Below are 22,095 nucleotides of genomic sequence, written 5' to 3'. Positions count from 1 at the left end.
AAAAAATGTTAATTTTAAAAATAGCACTTGTTAGGTTATTGGATGTAATAACATGGATGATAATAATAAAAGCTCTTATGAGTTGGTTTCCTGGAGCTATGGACAGTAAAATTTACCAAATTATCAGTGAATTAACAGATCCAATTGAAGCACCAGTAAGAAAAGCTATGAGTAAGTTTACGGTTGGACCTGTTGATTTTTCTCCTATGATATCTATTATAATATTAATGGTGATATCCAGGTTAATAATGAGATTATTATAGGTGTTAAATGGATAGACAGAAAGTAACTGCATATATTAAAGATGATAATCTTAGGATAAAAATGTATAGGGTAGTGGATTTATGTAATGGTGTTCTTAAAAACCATGATATAAGAAATACAGAATTTTTAAATCCTTTTGAAATAAAAAATGCTGTTTCTATTATTAACTCTGAATCTGATCTGAAATATGAAATACTTGGTGGTTACAAGGATTGTGAAAGAGCAATTATACGCATTTTTCCTTTTTATTATGAGACTGATGTAAATGATGAAAATTTAAAATTTATTCAGGCAGATGGTAATTTTAAATTTACTTCAATAACTCATAGGGATTATTTGGGCTCCATTCTTGGTTTGGGAATAAAGAGAGAGAAAATAGGCGATATACTTGTACATGAAAATTTTTGTCAGATAATAGTTGATAAGGAAATTTCAGATTATATTTTATATAATTATACTAAGGTTGCTCACAATAATATAAAAGTTCATGAAATTTCAAAAGAGGAATTAGTGATTCCTCAACAAATTATGAAAGATAAATTATTATCAGTATCATCATTGAGATTGGACAATATCATAGCAGGAGTATTTAATATGTCTAGACAAGAGGCGGATAGGTGTATTAATTCAGAATACGTAAATGTAGATTATGAAAATGTAAATCAGACATCCAGACAAATAAAAGAAGGAACGCTTATTTCAGTGAGAAAAAAAGGTAAGTTTCTAGTCAAGGAAATAGGCGGTATATCTAAAAAAGGAAAAATACGAATTATAGTTAGTATTTATATGTAAGAATTATTAATATATAGTTTGAATAATTATTAGAGAAAAAAATATTAAAGTATAGGAAGTGAAGAAATGATAACACCAGAAATTTTGGAAACTAAGGATTTTAAAAGGGGATTCAGAGGTTACAGTGAAAATGAAGTAGACGTTTTTCTTGACGAGGTAAAAGAAAGTTATGAGGCGTTGTTTAAAGAAAATGAAGCTTTGAAAGAAAAACTATCTATGTATAAAGATCAGGTAAGCAAATACTCAAGTATTGAAGAAACTTTAAAAGAAACTTTAATTACTGCTCAAAGTGCTGCTGAAGATACTACTAATGCTGCAAACAAGAAGGCAAGAATAATAGTTCAGGAGGCTGAACTTCAATCAAAACAAATGATTGATAAGGCGAATAATAAAGTTATTGAAATAAGAAATGAGTATGAATCTCTTGTGAAAGAATTCAAAGTATTTAGAATAAAGTTTAAGTCTTTACTTCAAGATGAAATAAAGAATGTCGATGATATATTTAGTGATATAGTTACAGAATCGGATGGATTTACTCAGGCTACATCACCGACTGCATTTGAGCCAACTGGAACAATGAGAATGGCGGTATTGGAAGATGTGCAAGAGGAAGAGGAGAAAAATACGACTTCAGAGCATGATTTAGGGATAATTAGTGCTGAAGATGAAGAAAAGTCGAGTTCTCCGGAAGATATATTTAATATAAAATAAATAATTGATAGTATTAATATATTTAAGTTATAAAAGTATCAAATAAAATTTTAAAAAATATTTTAAAAATACTTGACGATTTTTGTTTATTGCAATACAATATTATCTAAATAAATAAAATATTAAGTGTTGACGAAGAGAGTAATATAAATCTACTTTAAAGCGAGTTGGGTATGGTGTAAGCCAATAAAGGATGTTTTATATGAAAATCACTTCAGAGCTGAAGGCTGAAAGTCGCAAGATTAATAGGCTGACCGGGTAGTTTCGATATAGACTGGAGAGTGCCTGGTTTTAGACTGGGAACTAGGGTGGTAACGCGATTTCAACTCGTCCCTTGCATTGCAAGGAGACGGGTTATTTTTTTAGGAATTATTTATTATTTAAAGGAGTTGGAATTATGGAAAAAGAATTAGTTTTTGAAAAGCTTCTTGATTGTAGCGTATCTGAAGCTGAAGAACAGACATTAAAAGGATGGCAGAGAGATAATATACTTGAAAAGGTATTGGAAAAAGGTGAAAATGATCCAACATATGTTTTCTTTGAAGGACCCCCTACAGCGAATGGAAATCCTGGTATTCACCATGTTATTTCCAGAACGTTGAAAGATTGGGTGTGTAGATATAAGACTATGAGTGGATATAAAGTACCTAGAAAAGCAGGATGGGATACTCATGGTTTACCAGTTGAACTTCAAGTCGAAAAAGAATTGGGGTTATCAGATAAAAAAGCCATTGAAGAATATGGAATTAAAGAATTTTGTGAGAAATGTAGAGACTCTGTTTTTACTTATGAAAAGCAGTGGAGAAATATGACAGAAAGAATGGCATATTCTGTAGATTTAGATGATCCATACATAACTTTAGATAACGATTATATTGAATCACTTTGGTGGATACTTGATAAATTTAACAAAGAAGGTCTCTTATATGAGGGGCATAAAATACTTCCTTATTGTCCGAGATGTGGAACCGGACTTGCATCTCATGAAGTTGCTCAAGGATACAAAGAAATAAAGAGCAATACTTTGGTCGCAAAGTTTAGAAAAAAAGGGACTGAAAATGAATATTTTCTTGCCTGGACTACAACACCATGGACACTTCCATCTAATGTAGCACTTACTGTAAATCCAGAGGTGGACTATTTGAAGGTAAGAAAAGGAGAGGAAATTTATTACATAGCTCAAGCACTTGCTGATAAACATTTGGGAGAAAGAGAATATGAAATAATAGAAAATCTTAAGGGTAAAGATCTAGAATTTATTGAATACGAACAGCTTATGCCATTTGTAGATGTCGATGAAAAAGCATTTTTTATCACATGTGGAGATTATGTAACTACGACAGATGGTACTGGTATTGTTCACACTGCACCAGCATTTGGTGAGGATGACTATAATTTGGGAAGAAAATATAAGCTTCCATTTATTCAACCTGTAAATGATGAAGGTAAGTTTACAGCCACTCCATGGGAAGGTAGATTTGTGATGGAAGATGGACTAGATGTTGATATAATTAAATGGTTAGCTGCAGAAAATAAACTTTATTCAAAGGAAAAAGTTGAACATAATTATCCACATTGTTGGAGATGTTCTACACCACTTGTTTACTATGCTAATCCTGGATGGTATTTAGAAATGACTAAATTAAAGGATAAGTTGATTAAAAATAATAATGGTGTAAATTGGTTCCCTGAGTTTGTTGGTCAGGGAAGATTTGGCAACTGGCTTGAGGAATTAAAGGACTGGGCCATTTCTAGAACTAGGTATTGGGGAACTCCATTACCGGTTTGGAAATGTGAATGCGGACATATAACTACTGTAGGATCAAGAGAAGAATTAGCTGAAAAGGCAGTAGAAAAAGTAGATCCAAAAACAATAGAACTACATAGACCATATATAGATGATGTTCATTTAAAGTGTGATAAGTGTGGCGAAAATATGACAAGAGTAAGCGAAGTAATTGATTGTTGGTTCGACTCAGGTGCGATGCCTTTTGCTCAATGGCATTATCCATTTGAACATAAAGAAGATTTTGATAAATTATTCCCGGCAGACTACATTTGCGAAGGTATAGACCAAACAAGAGGTTGGTTCTATTCACTGTTAGCGGTATCTACATTTGTCACTGGAAAGGCTCCTTATAAAAATGTTCTCGTAACAGATTTGGTACTGGATAAAAATGGAAAGAAGATGTCAAAATCAAAAGGAAATACAATAAATCCATTTGAAATGTTTGATAAATATGGAGCAGACGCTTTAAGATGGTATTTATTATATGTATCTCCACCGTGGACTCCAATAAAATTTGATGAAGATGGCTTGAAGGAAATAATGTCTAAATTTATCGGAACTTTGAAAAATACTTATAATTTCTTTACACTATATGCAAATACTGATAAGTTAGATCCAAGAGAGTTTTTCGTTGAATATAAGGACAGGCCCGAATTGGATAGGTGGATACTTTCTAAGTTCAATAATTTAAAGAAAGAAATTGAAGATAATTTAGAAATATTTGAAGTTAATAAATCAATTAGAAGAATGACCGAATTTTTAAATGATGATTTATCAAACTGGTATATAAGAAGATCTAGAAGAAGATTCTGGGGAACTGAGCTAACTGAAGATAAGAAATCAGTATATAATACTACATATGAAGTTTTAACAGATTTTTGTAAGATGATAGCTCCGTTTTCACCATACCTATCAGAAGAAATGTATAGAAAATTAACAGGAGAATATTCCGTTCATTGTGCTGATTATCCAAGATGTAATTCTGATTTAATAGATTTGGATTTAGAAGAAAAAATGGATCTTACAAAGAATCTTGTGACATTAGGAAGAGCAGCGAGAGAAAATTCTAAGATCAAAGTCAGACAGCCGATTGCTGAGGTATTGATAGATGGTAAATATGAATCTACAATCTCAGATTTGGTAGATTTGATGAAAGAAGAATTGAATGTTAAGGAAGTAAAATTTGTAAAAGATTTAAGTGTATTTATGAACTTCTCTTTAAAACCTAATTTTAAGGTATTGGGACCTGTTCTTGGAAAAAATGTTAACGAGTTTGGAAAAGTGTTGAATAAACTAGATGCTCACGAAGTAGTTTCTAAGGTTGAAACAGGAGAAAAAGTAAAAGTTCAGGTTGGAGGTTCTGACTTTGAATTTGGTAAAGAACATATTTTAATTAATATTGATTCCAAACCAGGATTTAATGTATCCATGGAAAATAATCTATTCGTTATATTAGATACAACTTTAACCAAAGAACTTATTAATGAGGGACTTGCCAGAGAATTCGTTTCTAAAGTTCAACAATTAAGAAAGTCAAATGGATTTGAAGTTCTTGACAATATAAAAATTTATTACAATGGTGATGAAGATGTTGTAAGTGCGGTGAATTCATTTGAAGATTATATTAAAACTGAAACATTAGCATTATCAATAGAAAAATGCGATTGTGATGATTTAGAAAAACAAAATTTAAATGATCATGTCACAGGAATAAAAGTAGAAAGAGTATAAATTATTGTAATATATACCATAGAAATAGGGGGGTTAACTCATAAACAAAAATTTTATTTTTAAAAATAATAAAATTAGAGGTTTTTGGGTTAGCTTCTTTTAGTATATAGAAAAATTATTTGAAATATAATATAAATAATGTATACACTTTATTATAAATATGGTATACTATATATAAATTGTGTATCATATATATGCAATAATACGAAAGAAGGTGATTACTATCCAACTTAATGATAGACAACTAAAGATAATTGAAATAGTAAAAGCCAATGAACCTATAACAGGTGAGAAGGTAGCCGAAAAATTAAATGTTACAAGAGCTACTTTGCGATCAGATCTTGTAGTATTGACAATGACTGGCATATTGGATGCCAGACCTAAGGTTGGCTACTTCTATGTGGGAGAAGGAGACTTTTCCAATGAAAATAATTTAATGAAACAGATGAAAGTTTCAGATGTTATGGGGGTACCACTTACTGCCAGACAAAGTGATACGGTATATGATGTAATTGTAAATATATTTCTTGAAGATTCAGGAGGTGTATTTATAATAGATGATAACGACTATCTTTGTGGTGTTGTATCAAGAAAAGATCTACTAAAAGCCACTATGGGTAATAATGATATAAAAAAAGATCCTATAGGTCTGGCTATGACTAGAGTACCTAATATTGCAACTGTATTAGAAGATGAATATATTTGTGATGCGGCAAAAAAGTTAGTGAAGAGAGAAGTTGACAGTCTTCCAGTTGTTAGATATGTCAATGGGGATAGTCAAAAGATGAAAATTGTTGGTAAAATATCAAAGACATTAATTACTCGTCTTTTTGTAGAAATGACTGACAAATAAAAAACCTAGGAGGTAGTATGGAAAAAAATATTTCAGTATTTATAGTATCTGACTCTCTTGGAGAAACGGCAAGAGCTTTAGCCAGAGCTACAATTTCTCAATTTGAAAATAAAGATCAGTGGGATATAAGAAGATTCCCATATATAAATAATATAGAGCTACTTGAAGAAGTGCTCAATGATGCAAAAACTATGGATGCATTAGTTCTTTACAGTATAGTAAGTGATGACTTAGCAAAACATGCTGGAGAATTTTGTGAAAAGATAGGTGTAGAATATGTGGATTTGCTATCATCAATAATAGAAAAAATGAGTGAGAAATCAGGACTATCTCCTCTTAGAGAAGCAGGTTTAATTAGAAAAATGGATAAATCATATTTTAATAGAGTAGAAGCGATTGAATTTGCAGTAAAATATGATGATGGGAAAGATCCAAGAGGCTTATTGAAGGCAGATTTGGTATTGGTGGGAATTTCGAGAACTTCCAAAACTCCTTTGAGTATGTATTTGGCAAATAAGCATATAAAAGTTGCCAATGTTCCCCTGGTTCCTGAAGTGCCGATTCCAAAAGAACTATCTAATGTAGATCCTAAAAAGATAATAGGTTTAACAAATTCACCGGAAAAATTAAATACGATAAGAGTAGAAAGATTGAAATCGATGGGGCTATCTGGTTCTGCTAATTATGCTAAATTAGATAGAATATTGGAAGAATTAGATTACTCTGAAAAGGTAATGAAGACATTGAAATGCCCGGTAATAAATGTAGCAAATAAGGCAATAGAAGAAACAGCTGGAATTATTTTAGATATATTGAAAGAGAATGGGTTAACTATTATTAAAGATTACGATATTTAATATTTGGCGAATAATCAGTTTAACCATGGAAATGAATAAAAATGATTTATATCGCATTAGTGGAGTTGTACTCCGTGCGTTTAAATAATGTATCTAATAAAAAATATTTACTTTAAGAATTTTTAGGAGGAAAAAATGAGTATAAAATTTGTTTACAGTTTTGACGAAGGAAATAAGGAAATGAGAAGCCTATTGGGTGGTAAAGGAGCTAATTTAGCTGAGATGACTAATATCGGTCTTCCAGTACCTCAGGGGTTTACAATAACTACAGAAGCTTGTAATGACTACTATGATAATGACCATAAAATTAGACAGGAAGTATTAGATCAGATCGATGATAAACTTGCAAAGCTTGAAGCAGAACAGGGTAAAAAATTGGGTTCTGATGAGAATCCACTTTTGGTTTCTGTTAGATCAGGTGCTGTATTCTCAATGCCAGGTATGATGGATACTATATTAAACTTAGGTTTAAATGATACAAGTGTAAATGGTTTGATTTCAGCTACAAAAAATGAAAGATTCTCTTATGATAGCTATAGAAGATTTATTCAGATGTTTTCAGATGTTGCTATGGAAGTTCCTAAATACAAATTTGAAAATGTTTTAGATAAAGTAAAAGCAGATAAAGGTTACAAATTTGATACTGAGTTGACGGTTGATGATCTTAAGGAAATCGTTGTAGAATTCAAGAAAATATATAAAAATGAAGTAGGAGAAGATTTTCCGCAAGAACCTAAAAAACAGTTATTATTGGCAATTGAAGCTGTTTTTAGATCTTGGAATAATCCGAGAGCAATTGTATATAGAAAGTTAAATGATATTCCTAATAATCTTGGAACAGCTGTAAATATTCAGTCAATGGTATTTGGTAATATGGGTTCTGATAGTGGAACAGGAGTTGCTTTTACCAGAAATCCATCAACAGGTGAAAATAAGTTATTCGGTGAATATTTAATAGATGCACAGGGAGAAGATGTTGTTGCAGGTATTAGAACTCCACAAAGCATTGATACGTTAAAGACTGATATGCCGGAAATGTATGAACAATTTGTGAAAATTACAGATATTTTGGAAAGCCACTATAAAGATATGCAGGATATAGAGTTTACTATAGAAAAAGGTAGATTGTTTATCCTTCAAACTAGAAATGGTAAAAGAACTGCAAAAGCAGCTATAAATATAGTTGTTGATCTAGTTAACGCGGGTGTTATTGATAAAGAGGAAGCTATAATGAGAATAGAGCCTAATCAGTTAGATCAGCTTTTACACCCAACTTTCAATGCTGAAGCATTAAAGGATGCACAATTATTAGCAAAAGGACTTCCAGCATCGCCGGGTGCTGCAACTGGTAAAGTTTATTTCCATGCAGATGACGTTGTTGATCATGTAAAATCTGGAGAAAAAACTATATTGGTAAGACAAGAAACATCTCCAGAAGATATAGAAGGTATGGTAAATGCTGAAGGTATATTAACAGCAAGAGGAGGGATGACTTCTCATGCTGCAGTTGTTGCAAGAGGTATGGGTAAGTGTTGTGTAGCTGGTTGCGGTGAATTAAGTGTAGATGAAGCAGCTAGAGAAATAAGAGTTGGCAATAGAGTAATTAAAGAAGGTGAATATATATCAATTGATGGTTCAAGTGGATGTGTATATCTAGGTTCTATTGAAATGACCAGTGTTGAAGTAAGCGGTAGTTTTGGAGAATTCATGACATGGGTTGATGAAGTAAGAGATATGATGGTTAGAACAAATGCAGATAATCCTAGAGATGCAAAAAAAGCTATTGAGTTTGGAGCTGAAGGTATCGGTCTTTGTAGAACTGAGCATATGTTTTTTGAGGAAGAAAGGATACCTGCAGTAAGAGAAATGATAATTGCTGACAATGTTGAAGATAGAATAAAAGCTTTGGATAAATTACTTCCATTCCAAAGAGAAGATTTCCATGGAATATTTAAAGCTATGGAAGGCAGACCTTGTAATGTTAGATTACTAGATCCACCACTTCACGAATTCTTACCTCACGAAGACTCAGCTATTGAAGAACTGGCTAATCAGATGGGAATAAGAACATCAGAACTTAAAAAGAGAGTACTTGATTTAGATGAATTTAACCCAATGCTTGGACATAGAGGTTGTAGACTTGCGGTAACTTATCCGGAAATATGCGAAATGCAGGCAAGAGCAATTGCGCAGGGAGCGATATTAGCAATAAAAGAAGGATATGAAGTTGTTCCTGAAATAATGGTACCATTAATTGGAACAGTTAATGAACTTAAAATGCTAAGACCTATTATTGAAGAAACTGTAAACTCAGAATTGGAAAAAGCTGGTGTTAGTATGAATTACACAGTAGGTACTATGATAGAAATACCTAGAGCTTGTTTAACTGCAGATGAAATAGCAGAAGTTGCAGATTTCTTCAGTTTTGGAACAAATGACCTTACTCAGATGGGATTTGGATACTCAAGAGATGATGCAGGAAAATTCTTGGGTGAATACGTTGAAAATGGAATACTTGAAAAAGATCCATTCCAGGTATTAGATCAGAAGGGTATCGGTAAATTGGTTGAAATGGCAGTTAAACTTGGTAGGGGAGCTAAGTCAGATCTTAAATTAGGTATTTGTGGTGAACATGGTGGAGAACCGTCTTCAGTAGAATTCTGCTATAATCAGGGATTAAATTATGTTTCTTGTTCTCCATTTAGAGTACCTATTGCAAGATTAGCCGCAGCACAGGCAACTATCAAAAAAAGAAGTGGAGCAATAGAAAGAGATAAATAGTTAAATATTGATAATATCTATTTTAGGTATTTAAAAATAGAATAACAAAACTTTTTTTCAAAAATTGATATTTGAGTTTTATTTAAAAAAGCTCTATAAGACTGTTTTTAAGGCTTATAGAGCTTTTTATAATGCAAAAAAATAATTGTTTTACGAATTGAATAATAGGAGCATCAAAAAAGTGTTGCCTTTCCAACTTGTTATGAATATTTATGATAGTTATAATATTGTCAAATAAATAGAAATGAAATTGTACCTAAAAATATAAAATATTCTAAAATTTATATTAAAATTAATAAAGTCTAAATTAGTATAAATTAAAAGTTGGAGGTGTTTAAAATAAGAAAATTAATAGTAACAAATAATAAGAAGTTATCATGCCCAGATTTTAATATTGTTAAAGTTGAGGGGAATTTTTTGGATGTGTTGTATAAAACGAGAGATCTTATTCATTTGGGATACAAATTGATTTCACATCCTCTAGGGGCAAGCATGAGGATTATGCATTCTCCAGTTAGATCGATATTAATGAGCAATCATGTGGGCAGTATTGATGAAGAGTCTTTGGAAATTATTGAATCAAGTATAGAAAAATATAAAATTTCTATGGGAGAGAGAACGATAGACGCTAGAAATATAAATGATTATGAATTAATTGATTATGAGTTATTAAAATCTGCTATTAGAGAAAACGATTTTATTAATTCTATAATCAAAAATAATAATATATAAATAGAAGGGGTGAAGTGTTTTGAGGTTAGAGCTAAGAAAAATTCCAATTACTAATATTGAGTTTGGAAATGAAACAAAGGTTGATGGGGCTACGCTATTAATTGACAGAGAAGAGTTGATTAAAAAATTGAAGGAAGTTCCAAATGTAAAAGAAATAAAAATAGACCTTGCAAGACCAGGTGAAAAAATCAGAATAATACCTGTAAAGGATGTAATCGAGCCAAGGTTTAAAGTAGAAGGACCAGCAGGTTTTGCTGGTGTTACAAGTGATGTTGCTCAATTGGGCAATGGAGTTGTAAATGTATTAGATGGAGCAGCAATTGTTACAATTGGAGACATAGTAGGTTTTCAAGAAGGTATAATTGATATGTGGGGTGAGGGAGCAAAGTGGACTCCATTTTCAAAAACTAATAATATAGTGGTCGATATAAGTGTGATTGACGGACTTACACCCCATGAACATGAAGAAACTTGCAGGTTAGTAGGATTGAAAGCATCCGAATTGGTTGGACTTGCAGCAAGAGAAATGATTTCGGAAAATATCGAAATATTTGATATGGGGGATAATGTAGAAGAAACTTCTAAATATCCGGATCTGCCTAAAGTTGTGTATGTTGAGATGCTTATATCACAGGGATTACTTCATGCAAGTTATATATATGGAGTAGATTCTGCTCATATCCTTCCTAATTTAATTGCACCTAATGAAGAATTAGATGGTGCTGTGATAAGCGGAAATTGTGTTGCCGCTTGTGACAAAATAACGACTTATCAACATCAAAATAATGCAGTTATAAAAGAATTATATAAACTTCATGGAAAAGAGATAAATTTCCTGGGCGTGGTACTAGTTCCAGAAATGACAACTTTAAATGGTAAATTTATATCTTGTGACTACACTGCAAAACTTTGTAAAATGCTGGGAGCAGACGGTGTAATAGTATCTGAGGAAGGATATGGAAATCCGGATTCGGATCTGGTAATGATTTGTTCAAGATTAGAAAAACAAGGAATAAAAACAGTTTTAATCACCGATGAATGCTCCGGATGGGATGGAATGAGTCAACCTCTTACAGATATTGCAAAAGAGGCTGTTGCCGTGATTTCTACGGGAAATGTATCCCATGTGGTAGAGTTAGAAAAAGCTGACATAGTACTTGGTGATCCTAATGCAGTTTCAAATATTGCAGGTGGTTGGGCAGGTGCCTATAATCCGGAAGATGGAACAATGAAGTGTGAACTTAATGCAGTGATAGGTGCTACTTCTGAAATTGGCACTCATAACTGTACTGTAGAACTATACTAAGGAGGGGATTGATATGTCAGAAAAGAAAATAATATATTATTTAAACCAATTCTTTGGACAAATAGGTGGAGAAGACAAAGCAGATATATCTCCAATGTTTAAAGAGGGCGGAATAGGTCCATCAGAAGCTTTTGAAAAATCATTAGAAGGTTTGGGAAAAGTTATTGGTACAATAATCTGTGGAGATAATTTTTTCAATGAAAATAAAGATGAAGTTTTGGATTTTTTAGAAAATATTAATAAAGAGCATAATCCTGATTTGATTGTGGCGGGCCCAGCTTTTAATGCAGGAAGATATGGAATGGCTTGTAGTGGTGTTGCAGAATTCTTTGAAAAAAAAGGTGTTCCGGTAATTTCTGGTCTGTATGAAGAAAATCCAGGTTTGGATAGTGCTAGAAAATATGCATATATAGTAAAGACAGGGGATTCAGCAGGCACGATGAGAAAAGCACTTCCCGCGATGTCCCGTTTGGCGAAGAAGTTACTGGCAGGGGAAACTTTGAAGCCTGAAATAGATGGGTACTTTGCCCAAGGAAAAAGACTAACTGTATTTTCAGAAAAGACCGGTTCTAAAAGAGCAGTTGATATGTTGATGAAAAGATTAAAAAATGAGGAGTTTGTAACGGAGCTACCAATGCCGGTATTCGATACTGTGGATCCTGCTCCAGCTATCAAAGATTTATCAAAATCTAAAATAGCACTTGTTACAACGGGTGGTATTGTACCTTGTGGAAATCCTGATAGAATACAATCTGCATCTGCCCAAAAATGGGGAAAATATGATATATCTAAACTAGATATGCTTAAAGGTGAATATTGTACAATTCATGGTGGATATGATCCGGTATATGCCAATGAAATACCAGATAGAGTTGTTCCTTTAGATTCACTGAGAATATTTGAAAAAGAAGGTATAATAGGACAAGTGTATGACTATTTTTATACAACTACAGGAACTGGAACGGCAATAGGTAACTCAATTATATTTGGCAAGGAAATAGGAGAAGAATTGAAGGAAGCCAAGGTTGATGGTGTTATCCTAACATCTACGTGAGGTACTTGTACTCGTTGCGGTGCAACGATTGTAAAAGAGATTGAAAGATATGGTATTCCAATTGTTCATATGGCTACGATAGTCACAATATCTAATTCAGTTGGAGCCAATAGAATAATACCTACAATTGCCATACCTTATCCAACTGGAAACCCAGAAAAAGGTGAGAAAGAGTTTGAACTAAGACATTCTTTAGTAAAAAAAGCACTTGATGCTTTGGTGACAAATGTAGATAAACCGACAATTTTTTAAAAAACTATATGACTTTATATTTCCTTAAAGTATATAAATCATCATAAACTTTAAGGTAGAAAAAGGTGACAATATGAAAAAATCTAATGAATTGGTTAAAGCGGACGAATTGGTCAAATCAGGTAAAGTTTTAAATTATGCAGGTGCATTTATAGCCCTTCTTATAGGATCAGGTTTTGCAACCGGGCAGGAAATACTCCAGTATTTTGCTGCATGGGGATATAAAGGTATGTTGGGGGTTATAGTGTGTTTTATACTTCTTGCATATGTTGGAGTAAGTTTTATTTCAGCAGGGTACAATAATAAATTTGATACACCAAATGATATTTATAGATACTATTGTGGAAATAAATTGGGGACGTTTTACGATTTATTTTCTGTCTTCTTTATTTTTTTATCGTACACAGTAATGATAGGAGGAGCCGGTGCCACAGCAGCACAGCATTATGAAATATCACCTTATGTAGGTGGAATATTAATGGCAATATTTGTTGTAATTACAGTAATATTCGGTTTAAATAGAATTGTTGAAATTATAGGAAATATTGGACCTGCTATTGTAGTTATAGCAATTTTGGTCGGTACGGTTAGTATTTTTAGAAATTTGGATGGAGCATCAACTGCCAGTGATGTTGTTTCTGAATTGGTTAAAAATAAAGAAATTAAGGTAGCTTCAAATAATTGGCTATTAGCTGCAGGTTCATATGTTGGATTTTGCATGTTATGGTTAGCGGCTTTTTTAGGACAAATAGGTTCTAATGCTAATAGTGATAAAGAAGGTAAGTTAGGAGCATTCTTTGGTGCCACTGGATTTTCAGTAGCAGTACTTTTGATGTCACTTGGGATATTTTTCTCTATATCCAAGTTAAAGGGTTCTCAGATTCCGACACTAATACTTGCTGGAGAAATACATTCGCAACTGGCCAATATATTTTCCATTATAATATTGCTAGGCATATACACTACATCAGTTCCTCTGTTATGGTCTGTTGTTGCCAGATTTTCAAAAGAAAAAACAGATAAATTCAGGGTGTTAACTATTGTGTTGGGAGCCATAGGTGCTTTTGTAGGATTAATATTAAGATTTGATGTACTTGTAAATTATGTTTATGTTCTCAATGGATATGTTGGTTTAATATTGTTATTTATAATGATTTTAAGAAGTATTCAATGGAGGATAATTTGATATAATTTATTAATAATATTTTTTCAGGGCTATAGATAATACTTTTTTACTATAGCCCTGAATACTATAAATAAATCGTTTTATTTAATAAATTTCAATATCAGTATGCACATTTGTTATTTATGTATTTCAGATTCATATCAAGGAGATATTTTGTGATATAATATATTATATAAGAGATGTATAAAGTTCATATATAGCATATGTAATGATATATTAAAATTTTGGAGATGTATGCAAATGGATGAAAAATTTTGGGAAATTCAAATTTTTAAAGGTATTTCTGAAAATTCTAAAACAAAAATATTAAAAATGGATAAAAAAGAGGTTTATTATAAATCCAGTGAAACATTGTTTAATGAAGGTGATGAAATAAACTATTTTGGTGTAATTCTTGATGGAGTTTTGAAATGCACAGAGTACACAATAAGTGGTAAAGAACTTAATTCGTCATATTTTTTTAATGGAGATGCTTTTCCTTTTTATTTAATATATGGTGGAGCAAGTAAATATAATTTTAATATAGTAGCTTTTAAAAAATCTAAAGTCGTTCTATTACCAGTTGTAGAGTTAAAAGAAATTATAGATAGTGATATAGTTTTTTTACACAATATTTTAACTTTTGTTGCAGAGTACAATTGTTATAGTAAAATTCTTTTAAGATGTGTTCAGTATAGAAGAGTAATTGAAAGACTAAGTTATTGGTTATTGAATATTAACGAAGCTGATAATATCATACAAATACCAAACTCACAAGAAGTTTTGGCTAATATACTTCATGTAAACAGAAGCAGTTTGAATCAAGAACTCGTATTTTTAGAAAGGCTAGGAGTTATTGAATGTAATAGAAGAAACATAAAAATATTGGATAGAAAATATTTGGAAGATTTATTATAAATATTGATATTTAATATATCAGATGACAATATAAACGAAAAAGAAACATAAAAAGATATATAATCTAATGATTGCCGGGGATAAAAAAGAATGTATAAGGGTTTAAAATAATGAGGTTGACTAAAAAGTTCGAGTTATAACTTTTTATGCCAACCTCATCTTTAATAACTACAAAAATATAGTATCTCAGAAAAATAGAAGTTACTATTTTTTTCTTTCGTACACAAGAAATCTGTATTTGGGTGCATTTTCAGGTGTTATATAATCGGATTTTTGTATTAGTTTCCACTCTTTATCGGGTATCTGTGGAAAGAATGTATCTGCAACAACTTTTTCATTTTCCTCTATTTCAGTTATATATAGTTTGGAGGATACATCCATAAACTGTTTATAAATATTATCTCCACCAACTATAAATATTATTTCGTTTGGATTATTTTGAGCATATTTAACTACTTCTTCTTTTGAATTCATTGTTATTGCACCATCAAATATGGATTTGCTTCGTGTAAGAACGATATTTTTTCTATTTGGAAGAGGTCTCTTTGGGAAACTAAAATATGTTTTTCTTCCACAGACAATTGTATGTCCACTAGTTGTTTCTTTAAAATACTTCAAATCTTCTTTTAAGTGATATAGCATATCTCCATTCAGTCCAATTGAATTACTTTTTTTTGTCATAGCAACCATCATATAAATATTATTTATCATTTTTGCCTCCAGTATATTTTATATTGCCATTTCAAATTTAAGATTAGGTTTAATAGGATCATACCCTTCAAGCGTGAAATCTTCAATGGTAAAGCTATAGAAATCAGTTTTTTCAGGGTTAAGAACAAGTTTAACCGATTCTGAATCTTTTTGTGAATTTCTACTGATTATCTCCTTTACCTGTTCAATATGTCTATCATATATATGGGCATTATTTACATAATGGCAAAAAACACCTGGTTCTAGTCCTATATGTCTAGCAACCATCATTTGAAGGGCTACATATTGAATTTTATTGATTGCATTGGCAACGGGAACATCCGAAGATCTTTGTATAAGAGTCATGTCCAAGTATCCATCGCGAACACTCCACTGAGTTTCCATGGCACAAGGGAAAAGACCTTTCGTTGACATTAAATCGGCTTCCTGATATAAGTTAATTATATGTCTTCTTCCATAGGGTTGATTTTTTAGATTTTCTAATAACTTATTCATCAAATCGTATTTTTTTACTGTTGCACCATATCTCTGGCCTATAGTTCTGTCGCCTATATCCCATTCATCCCACCAAGTTATTCCGTGTTTTTCTTTAAGGAGATTTAGATCATTGCTTTGATCCTGATATATCCATAGTATTTCCTTAATTCCGGATTTCCAAGCCACCTGTCTAAGGGTAACAATGGGAAGTTCACCCCTGGAAAGATCATATCTTTCAAAGACTTGGTTTATAAAAAAAGTATGTGATGGTGTCCCGTCAGCATATTTAGGTCTTACCTTTTCTCCCAAAGTATTGTTTTTACTTTCAAGTATTTCAGTACATAATTTTTTAAAGTTTTTATCTGCTAATGTCATTTATTTCCCTCCAATTTTTTTTTAACATTATATGTTAGTATATCATATTATATTTTTTATATAAATGGCATAATATTATACCTATAATATTTTACACTATTAAAGTTACCGTGTTAATATCAATTACAAAAACTTATATATTTTTTAATTTTTGTAGATATATTGTAGCTATTTTTTGTTTATATTGTTATTGTATTGTTACCACATAACAAAGTTTTTTGATATATACTAAATATGAGAAAATAATAATTTTTGGAATTTATAATTAGTATTATTTAGGAATTATCACAAGTTTTTATGAAAGGATAGAGTGTTATGAAAAAAAATATTAAAAGAACGATTTTAACAGTTGCTGTTATGACTTTATTTTTGTCATTGGGATCCAGTATGTCAAATGCAATTAATAGAGATTTAAGTGGTACTGATAGATTTTCAACTGCAATTAGTATATCAAAGAGTGGATGGAGCAATGGAAGTGAAATTGTTATGCTTGTAAATTCTAGAGCAGTTTCGGATTCTCTAGCAGTTGCACCACTGGCAAAAAAACTACAGTCTCCTGTTTTATTGACTAATAGTGAAGTTATTAACTCTAATACAAAAGAAGAGATTGTTAGACTTAAAGCAAAAAAAATTATAATTATTGGAGGTAAAAGTTCAGTTTCAAGTTCTATAGAAGATAATCTTAGAAATGAAGGTTATGAAGTTGAAAGAATTACTGGTAGCAGTAGAGTGGAAACATCTATAAATATAGGACGTAAAATATCAAAAATAAATGGAAAACCGTTTTCTGAAATTTTTATAGTAAATGGTAAGACAGGTTTGGCTGATGCAGCAGGTGCCGGTGCAATTGCAGCGAAAAGAGATGCGGCAATTATTTTTGCAGATAATAACTCATTTCAATTGGTGCAACAGGAATTATCTTCTATCAATAATGGCATAGAGTATCTTATTGGAGGAATTAGCAATATACCTGTTGAATACGAAAAAATTGGCAGTAATGTAGAGAGAATATCCGGAAAAGATAGACAAGAAACAAATTATAAGTTGATAAGGAAATTTTACTCAGAGTTTAATTCTGTTTATATAGCTGATGATGGTAATAAAAATCCATCAAGATTAATCGACTCGGTATTGATAAATGCGGGTATAATAGCTAGTCAAAATAATACAAATAATATAGATAACACAGAGAATACAACCACTATAAGTGAAGTATCTGATGATGGTGTTGCGACTGAAAATTTAAGTGCTGATAACAATGCATCTAAACCTTTAGTAGATGGACCGGTTGTTCTTGTAAATGAAAATAAGGGATATACATTTGACCAATTGGATTTGATTAATGGTTCATCAAGTACTGTAAACGAAATAGTTCAAGTAAGTGGTGGAGAAAAGTTTGCTAAATTAAGGGAAATTATGGCAACTTTTATTGAAAATAGAAATAATCAGGCTGTAAATGACAATTATAATAAATTGATGAGCTATAGAAATATGCAAGTAGAGTACAATTTGGGAAATAGAAAGGTATTGCTTAATAGTGATAGGATAATGCCTATGGTTATTATAAAAAATGATGCAGTTAATACTATTGATGTGAATAGAAATTCTGTTAGAAATTTTGTATCTTCTCTGAATCCATCGGGAATTACTCAAAGCAGCAATGAATCATATGCTTATTGGAAGAATAATAATGTGATTATAACAAGTTCTTCTACTTTAAAATTAGATATAAACAAAGAAACAGAAAACTTGATAAGGATAATAAAAGAAGCTAAATCTGTGTATGGAATAACTCCAAGATACATTAAAGTTGAACTTCCTAAGAATGGTAAAAAGATAGGATCAAAATATATTGTAGTCAATATATCTCAACAAAATATGAAACTTTGGGATAATGGAAAGGTTGTTTTATCCACACCAATTGTGTCTGGTAATCCAAACAAAGGGTATGCTACACCTCCGGGAATATTTAAAATTAACTATAAAATGAGGAATAAAGTTCTGAGAGGACCAGGTTATGCATCACCAGTTAAATATTGGATGCCTTTCAATGGTGCAATAGGTATACATGATTCTTCTTGGCAACCGGCTTATGGTGGAAATAGATATTTATATGCAGGGTCACATGGATGTATAAATACACCTCTAAAAAGTGTTGCACGTTTATACAATATGGTTTCTGCTGGAACTCCAGTGATTGTAGTTAGAAGATAGAATTTATTATACTAGCTTTTGGTTGGAAAATATAAGATAATCTGTATTTATGGAGGAAGAGCCAGTGACGGAATACCTAGATGAAACTATAAATATAAGTGATTTAATTAAATTGCAAAAAGAATTCTTTATAAAAGGCGATACATTGGAATATAGTTTTAGACTCAAAAACTTGGTATCTCTCAGGAATGAAATTTTAAAAAGAGAAAAAGACATTGAAGAAGCTTTGTATAAAGATTTGAGAAAATCATCTTTTGAATCCTATATGACAGAAATAGGTTTGGTTTTGGAAGAAATCAACTATCATATCAAAAATCTAAAGAAATGGATGAAAAAGAAAAAAGTAAGAACTTCAATATCACAATTTCCGGCTAGAAGCTATATCTATCATGAACCATTGGGAATTTGTTTAATAATGGCACCATGGAATTATCCGATAAACTTAGTCTTTATGCCTTTAATAGGAGCTATTTCAGGTGGAAATACAGCTGTTATAAAGCCATCTGCCTATGCACCTAATTGTTCTAATATAGTACGGGAGATTATAGAAAGTATTTTTTGTAAAGAATATGTGGCTGTCATAGAAGGTGGAAGAAAAGAAAATGAGAAATTACTTGAAGAAAAATTTGATTTCATTTTTTTCACAGGTTCTATATCGGTTGGAAAATTGGTAATGGAAAAGGCTTCAAAAAATTTAACTCCTATTATTTTAGAGTTAGGAGGAAAGAGCCCTACAATTATAGAAAAAACGGCTGATTTAAAACTTGCCGCTAAGAGAATTGCGTTTGGGAAAATCCTTAATGCAGGTCAAACATGTGTTGCACCTGACTATGTTTTAATAGATAAATCTATTTGTCAACTTTTCACGAAATATTATGTTGAATATATAAAAGAATTTTTTGAAAATGATGATTATAAAAATTTTCCAAAAATAATAAATAAAAAGCATTTTAACAGAATTATTAAATTGATTGATAGTGAAAAAGTTGTTTTTGGTGGTGAGTATAGTGAAGAAAATTTAATCATATATCCCACTATAATTCACGAAAATGATTTTAATTCGAGGATAATGAATGAAGAAATATTTGGACCTATTTTACCGATTATTGAGTATGAAGACATTGAGGAATGTATTGAATATATTAATTCGAAACCCAGACCATTAGCTTTGTATTTATTCACTAATAGTAGTGAAATTGAAGAAAAAATCATTAAAAGATGTTCTTATGGTGGCGGTTGCATTAATGATACTCTGGTTCATATTACAAATAACAAGATGGGATTTGGTGGAATTGGAGAATCTGGAATAGGTCAATATCATGGTGAAAAGAGCTTTGAAGCTTTTACCCACCCTAAAGCTATTATGAAAAAATTTAATTGGTTGGATTTACCTATGAGATATCATCCATATAATGAAAAAAAATCAAAATTAGTAAGATTTTTTATAAAATAGAATTATTTTTAGTTAAATAATGTAATTATATATATAAAATTATATAAGATATACTAATTTAGTATTAATAATGAAATATAATAATTTAGTATAAAAAGTATAGAGAAACTCAAAAGAAAAGTTTTATCATTATAAAAATTATGTCCTTTCTAAAACGGTTTTATAAGGTTTAAATTTATATTTTGAGTTTTTGTATGAAAGAAAGGGGAGATAAAGTCAACCCCTTTTCTTTTTTATATTTATTTATTGATTTTATTTTTATCTAAAGCAAATTTCCAAATATTATTAATTATGTTTAAATAATCATCCAAGTTTATATGAGCATCTGTATAAATATCATTGTAGCTAATTTTTTCGCTATAATTTAGTATGTTTATGGAAAATTCTTCTAGTTTTTTATACACTCCTTCTGCATTTTTATCTCCAATTATATCTTTTTTAGGATTCGCATAAAGAGGTCCCCCTCCAATTCCGATACCTTGAACCCATGTAAATTTATTTTTATTGGCAAAGTTTTTGATAAAATTTATTGAATGTATATTTTGGTTTCCATGTATTAGTCCATTATTAGCTAGAACATATATTTTTGTATCTCTTATATTACTTCCCAACTTTCCGTAAGTATGGTTTTTCATATATTGATATAGGTAGGCATCAATTCTTTGGAAATTTTGTATGATATGAGATGGCGGGCCATCTACATAAATCCCAAAACAAATTATAATGGAATCGTACATGGTGAATTTCATTATTTCGTCAGGATTGATTGGTCTTGTAGTTCCCCAATAATATTTATCAATTTTAAATTCATTATTTGATAATTTATTGCAAATCTCTATCAATTTATTAGAGTAAAATTCAGAAGCAGATTTTTTTCCACGTGGACTTGCATTTATAATTGCAATAGAGTTTTTTGGCTTTTCTACTTCACCTATTTTCGGTATAAGAATATCCCTTGTTTCTTCCAAGTTAGGATCTATTTTTTTACCTCCAAGTAATATAAAAGCAGTATTAAATGCACTTACGAATTCAATACTATATGAATTTACAAAATAGTTTTTACAAAAAGCTTTTACAAATTGAGAAGCTTCATTTTTTTCCTGTTCTGTACCATTTCCATAAAAAACTACATTTAAATGAAAGGTGTGGTTGTATCTTTTTCCATGTCTTATATCATCTTCATCTTTTATCATAAAAGTATCAAGGTATCCTACACATCTGTCTAAAACTCTCTTAACGGGGTAAGATACACTTCCGAAACAGAGTTTACTGACAATGGTTATGGTATCATAATTTTTTATTTTTTGAGAAAAAAATTGAGCTTTATCTTTAATGATACATTTACCTGGAGTTTTGACCCAGCAAGCTGCACAGCCGGTACAGGGTTTAATATCTCTACAGTCAAGTAAGTCTATTCCTTCTTTAAATTCTATATTTTCCGCACTTTCTAATACAACAAGTTCCATTGATTTATCTCCTAAAATATAAGAATAAAATAACAAATTTATCTGTTAATTTTAAGTAAGTAAAATTAATATACTGATAGTTAAATTATATCATTACAGGAGTTTTTTTTCAGTAAAATCAGTATAAATTGAGATAATTATTTTGAAAACCAGAGAATATTTTAAGTATATTTATTCGATGCAATTTGTAGTTA

17 protein-coding genes and 1 other annotated feature are annotated in these 22,095 nt (G+C 30.9%); of the genes, 14 read left to right on the top strand and 3 right to left on the bottom strand.

Going from position 1 to position 22,095, the window contains the following annotated elements; genetic code table 11:
* The first annotated feature begins 5 nt into the window (after window positions 1–5).
* From HLB29_RS04210 to HLB29_RS04155, 12 genes are all read left to right on the top strand, one after another.
* Window positions 6–263: a YggT family protein gene (locus tag HLB29_RS04210; RefSeq protein WP_185623905.1), complete on the top strand. Its 258-nt coding sequence runs from the start codon at window positions 6–8 to the stop codon at window positions 261–263.
* A 7-nt stretch (window positions 264–270) separates the two neighbouring features.
* Complete coding sequence (locus HLB29_RS04205; RefSeq protein WP_185623904.1) at window positions 271–1,056, top strand: YlmH family RNA-binding protein; 786 nt, start codon at window positions 271–273, stop codon at window positions 1,054–1,056.
* 66 nt (window positions 1,057–1,122) lie between these two features.
* Window positions 1,123–1,767, top strand: coding sequence for a DivIVA domain-containing protein (locus HLB29_RS04200; RefSeq protein WP_185623903.1), 645 nt, complete (start codon window positions 1,123–1,125; stop codon window positions 1,765–1,767).
* A 120-nt stretch (window positions 1,768–1,887) separates the two neighbouring features.
* Window positions 1,888–2,105, top strand: a binding site (T-box leader).
* 59 nt (window positions 2,106–2,164) lie between these two features.
* Window positions 2,165–5,287 carry an isoleucine--tRNA ligase gene (gene ileS, locus HLB29_RS04195; protein WP_185623902.1) on the top strand — a complete coding sequence of 1,041 codons (3,123 nt, stop codon included), beginning with the start codon at window positions 2,165–2,167 and terminating at the stop codon, window positions 5,285–5,287.
* A gap of 214 nt (window positions 5,288–5,501) precedes the next feature.
* Entirely contained in the window at window positions 5,502–6,140 is a 639-nt protein-coding gene (locus HLB29_RS04190) for a helix-turn-helix transcriptional regulator (protein ID WP_185623901.1), read from the top strand.
* A 17-nt stretch (window positions 6,141–6,157) separates the two neighbouring features.
* Window positions 6,158–6,997, top strand: coding sequence for a pyruvate, water dikinase regulatory protein (locus HLB29_RS04185; RefSeq protein WP_185623900.1), 840 nt, complete (start codon window positions 6,158–6,160; stop codon window positions 6,995–6,997).
* Between the two features lie 135 nt (window positions 6,998–7,132).
* Window positions 7,133–9,778, top strand: coding sequence for a pyruvate, phosphate dikinase (gene ppdK / locus HLB29_RS04180; protein WP_185623899.1), 2,646 nt, complete (start codon window positions 7,133–7,135; stop codon window positions 9,776–9,778).
* A 330-nt stretch (window positions 9,779–10,108) separates the two neighbouring features.
* Complete coding sequence (locus tag HLB29_RS04175; protein WP_207719512.1) at window positions 10,109–10,510, top strand: GrdX family protein; 402 nt, start codon at window positions 10,109–10,111, stop codon at window positions 10,508–10,510.
* 19 nt (window positions 10,511–10,529) lie between these two features.
* On the top strand, window positions 10,530–11,816 hold the full coding sequence (locus tag HLB29_RS04170) for a glycine/sarcosine/betaine reductase component B subunit (RefSeq protein WP_185623898.1): 1,287 nt from the start codon (window positions 10,530–10,532) through the stop codon (window positions 11,814–11,816).
* 13 nt (window positions 11,817–11,829) lie between these two features.
* Window positions 11,830–13,122: a glycine/betaine/sarcosine/D-proline family reductase selenoprotein B gene (locus HLB29_RS04165; protein ID WP_185623897.1), complete on the top strand. Its 1,293-nt coding sequence runs from the start codon at window positions 11,830–11,832 to the stop codon at window positions 13,120–13,122.
* 73 nt (window positions 13,123–13,195) lie between these two features.
* Window positions 13,196–14,308: a YkvI family membrane protein gene (locus HLB29_RS04160; protein WP_185623896.1), complete on the top strand. Its 1,113-nt coding sequence runs from the start codon at window positions 13,196–13,198 to the stop codon at window positions 14,306–14,308.
* A gap of 240 nt (window positions 14,309–14,548) precedes the next feature.
* Complete coding sequence (locus HLB29_RS04155; protein ID WP_185623895.1) at window positions 14,549–15,205, top strand: Crp/Fnr family transcriptional regulator; 657 nt, start codon at window positions 14,549–14,551, stop codon at window positions 15,203–15,205.
* A 204-nt stretch (window positions 15,206–15,409) separates the two neighbouring features.
* Here the strand turns inward: HLB29_RS04155 and HLB29_RS04150 are convergent, their stop codons facing one another.
* Both HLB29_RS04150 and HLB29_RS04145 read right to left on the bottom strand, forming a co-directional pair.
* Entirely contained in the window at window positions 15,410–15,916 is a 507-nt protein-coding gene (locus tag HLB29_RS04150; protein WP_185623894.1) for a dihydrofolate reductase, read from the bottom strand.
* An 18-nt stretch (window positions 15,917–15,934) separates the two neighbouring features.
* On the bottom strand, window positions 15,935–16,768 hold the full coding sequence (locus tag HLB29_RS04145) for a thymidylate synthase (RefSeq protein ID WP_185623893.1): 834 nt from the start codon (window positions 16,766–16,768) through the stop codon (window positions 15,935–15,937).
* A 315-nt stretch (window positions 16,769–17,083) separates the two neighbouring features.
* On the opposite strand from HLB29_RS04145, the gene HLB29_RS04140 reads away from it, so the two are divergent.
* Both HLB29_RS04140 and HLB29_RS04135 read left to right on the top strand, forming a co-directional pair.
* Window positions 17,084–18,982 carry a cell wall-binding repeat-containing protein gene (locus HLB29_RS04140; RefSeq protein WP_185623892.1) on the top strand — a complete coding sequence of 633 codons (1,899 nt, stop codon included), beginning with the start codon at window positions 17,084–17,086 and terminating at the stop codon, window positions 18,980–18,982.
* A gap of 64 nt (window positions 18,983–19,046) precedes the next feature.
* On the top strand, window positions 19,047–20,435 hold the full coding sequence (locus HLB29_RS04135; protein WP_330604393.1) for an aldehyde dehydrogenase: 1,389 nt from the start codon (window positions 19,047–19,049) through the stop codon (window positions 20,433–20,435).
* A gap of 239 nt (window positions 20,436–20,674) precedes the next feature.
* Here HLB29_RS04135 and HLB29_RS04130 read toward each other — a convergent pair whose 3' ends face one another.
* On the bottom strand, window positions 20,675–21,901 hold the full coding sequence (locus tag HLB29_RS04130; RefSeq protein ID WP_185623891.1) for a flavodoxin family protein: 1,227 nt from the start codon (window positions 21,899–21,901) through the stop codon (window positions 20,675–20,677).
* Window positions 21,902–22,095 lie beyond the last annotated feature (194 nt).

Source organism: Peptostreptococcus canis, from assembly GCF_014229965.1.
GTDB classification, from domain to species: domain Bacteria; phylum Bacillota; class Clostridia; order Peptostreptococcales; family Peptostreptococcaceae; genus Peptostreptococcus; species Peptostreptococcus canis.
Note: the sequence above shows the minus strand (reverse complement) of the source record. Positions and strands in the feature narration are given on the sequence as shown.

Bases quoted from the DNA above. Each gene is read 5' to 3' on its own strand.
- HLB29_RS04210 (WP_185623905.1), top strand. From the start codon at position 6: ATGTTAATTTTAAAAATAGCACTTGTTAGGTTATTGGATGTAATAACA.
- HLB29_RS04205 (WP_185623904.1), top strand. From the start codon at position 271: ATGGATAGACAGAAAGTAACTGCATATATTAAAGATGATAATCTTAGG.
- HLB29_RS04200 (WP_185623903.1), top strand. From the start codon at position 1,123: ATGATAACACCAGAAATTTTGGAAACTAAGGATTTTAAAAGGGGATTC.
- ileS (WP_185623902.1), top strand. From the start codon at position 2,165: ATGGAAAAAGAATTAGTTTTTGAAAAGCTTCTTGATTGTAGCGTATCT.
- HLB29_RS04185 (WP_185623900.1), top strand. From the start codon at position 6,158: ATGGAAAAAAATATTTCAGTATTTATAGTATCTGACTCTCTTGGAGAA.
- ppdK (WP_185623899.1), top strand. From the start codon at position 7,133: ATGAGTATAAAATTTGTTTACAGTTTTGACGAAGGAAATAAGGAAATG.
- HLB29_RS04160 (WP_185623896.1), top strand. From the start codon at position 13,196: ATGAAAAAATCTAATGAATTGGTTAAAGCGGACGAATTGGTCAAATCA.
- HLB29_RS04155 (WP_185623895.1), top strand. From the start codon at position 14,549: ATGGATGAAAAATTTTGGGAAATTCAAATTTTTAAAGGTATTTCTGAA.
- HLB29_RS04150 (WP_185623894.1), bottom strand. From the start codon at position 15,916: ATGATAAATAATATTTATATGATGGTTGCTATGACAAAAAAAAGTAAT.
- HLB29_RS04145 (WP_185623893.1), bottom strand. From the start codon at position 16,768: ATGACATTAGCAGATAAAAACTTTAAAAAATTATGTACTGAAATACTT.
- HLB29_RS04140 (WP_185623892.1), top strand. From the start codon at position 17,084: ATGAAAAAAAATATTAAAAGAACGATTTTAACAGTTGCTGTTATGACT.
- HLB29_RS04130 (WP_185623891.1), bottom strand. From the start codon at position 21,901: ATGGAACTTGTTGTATTAGAAAGTGCGGAAAATATAGAATTTAAAGAA.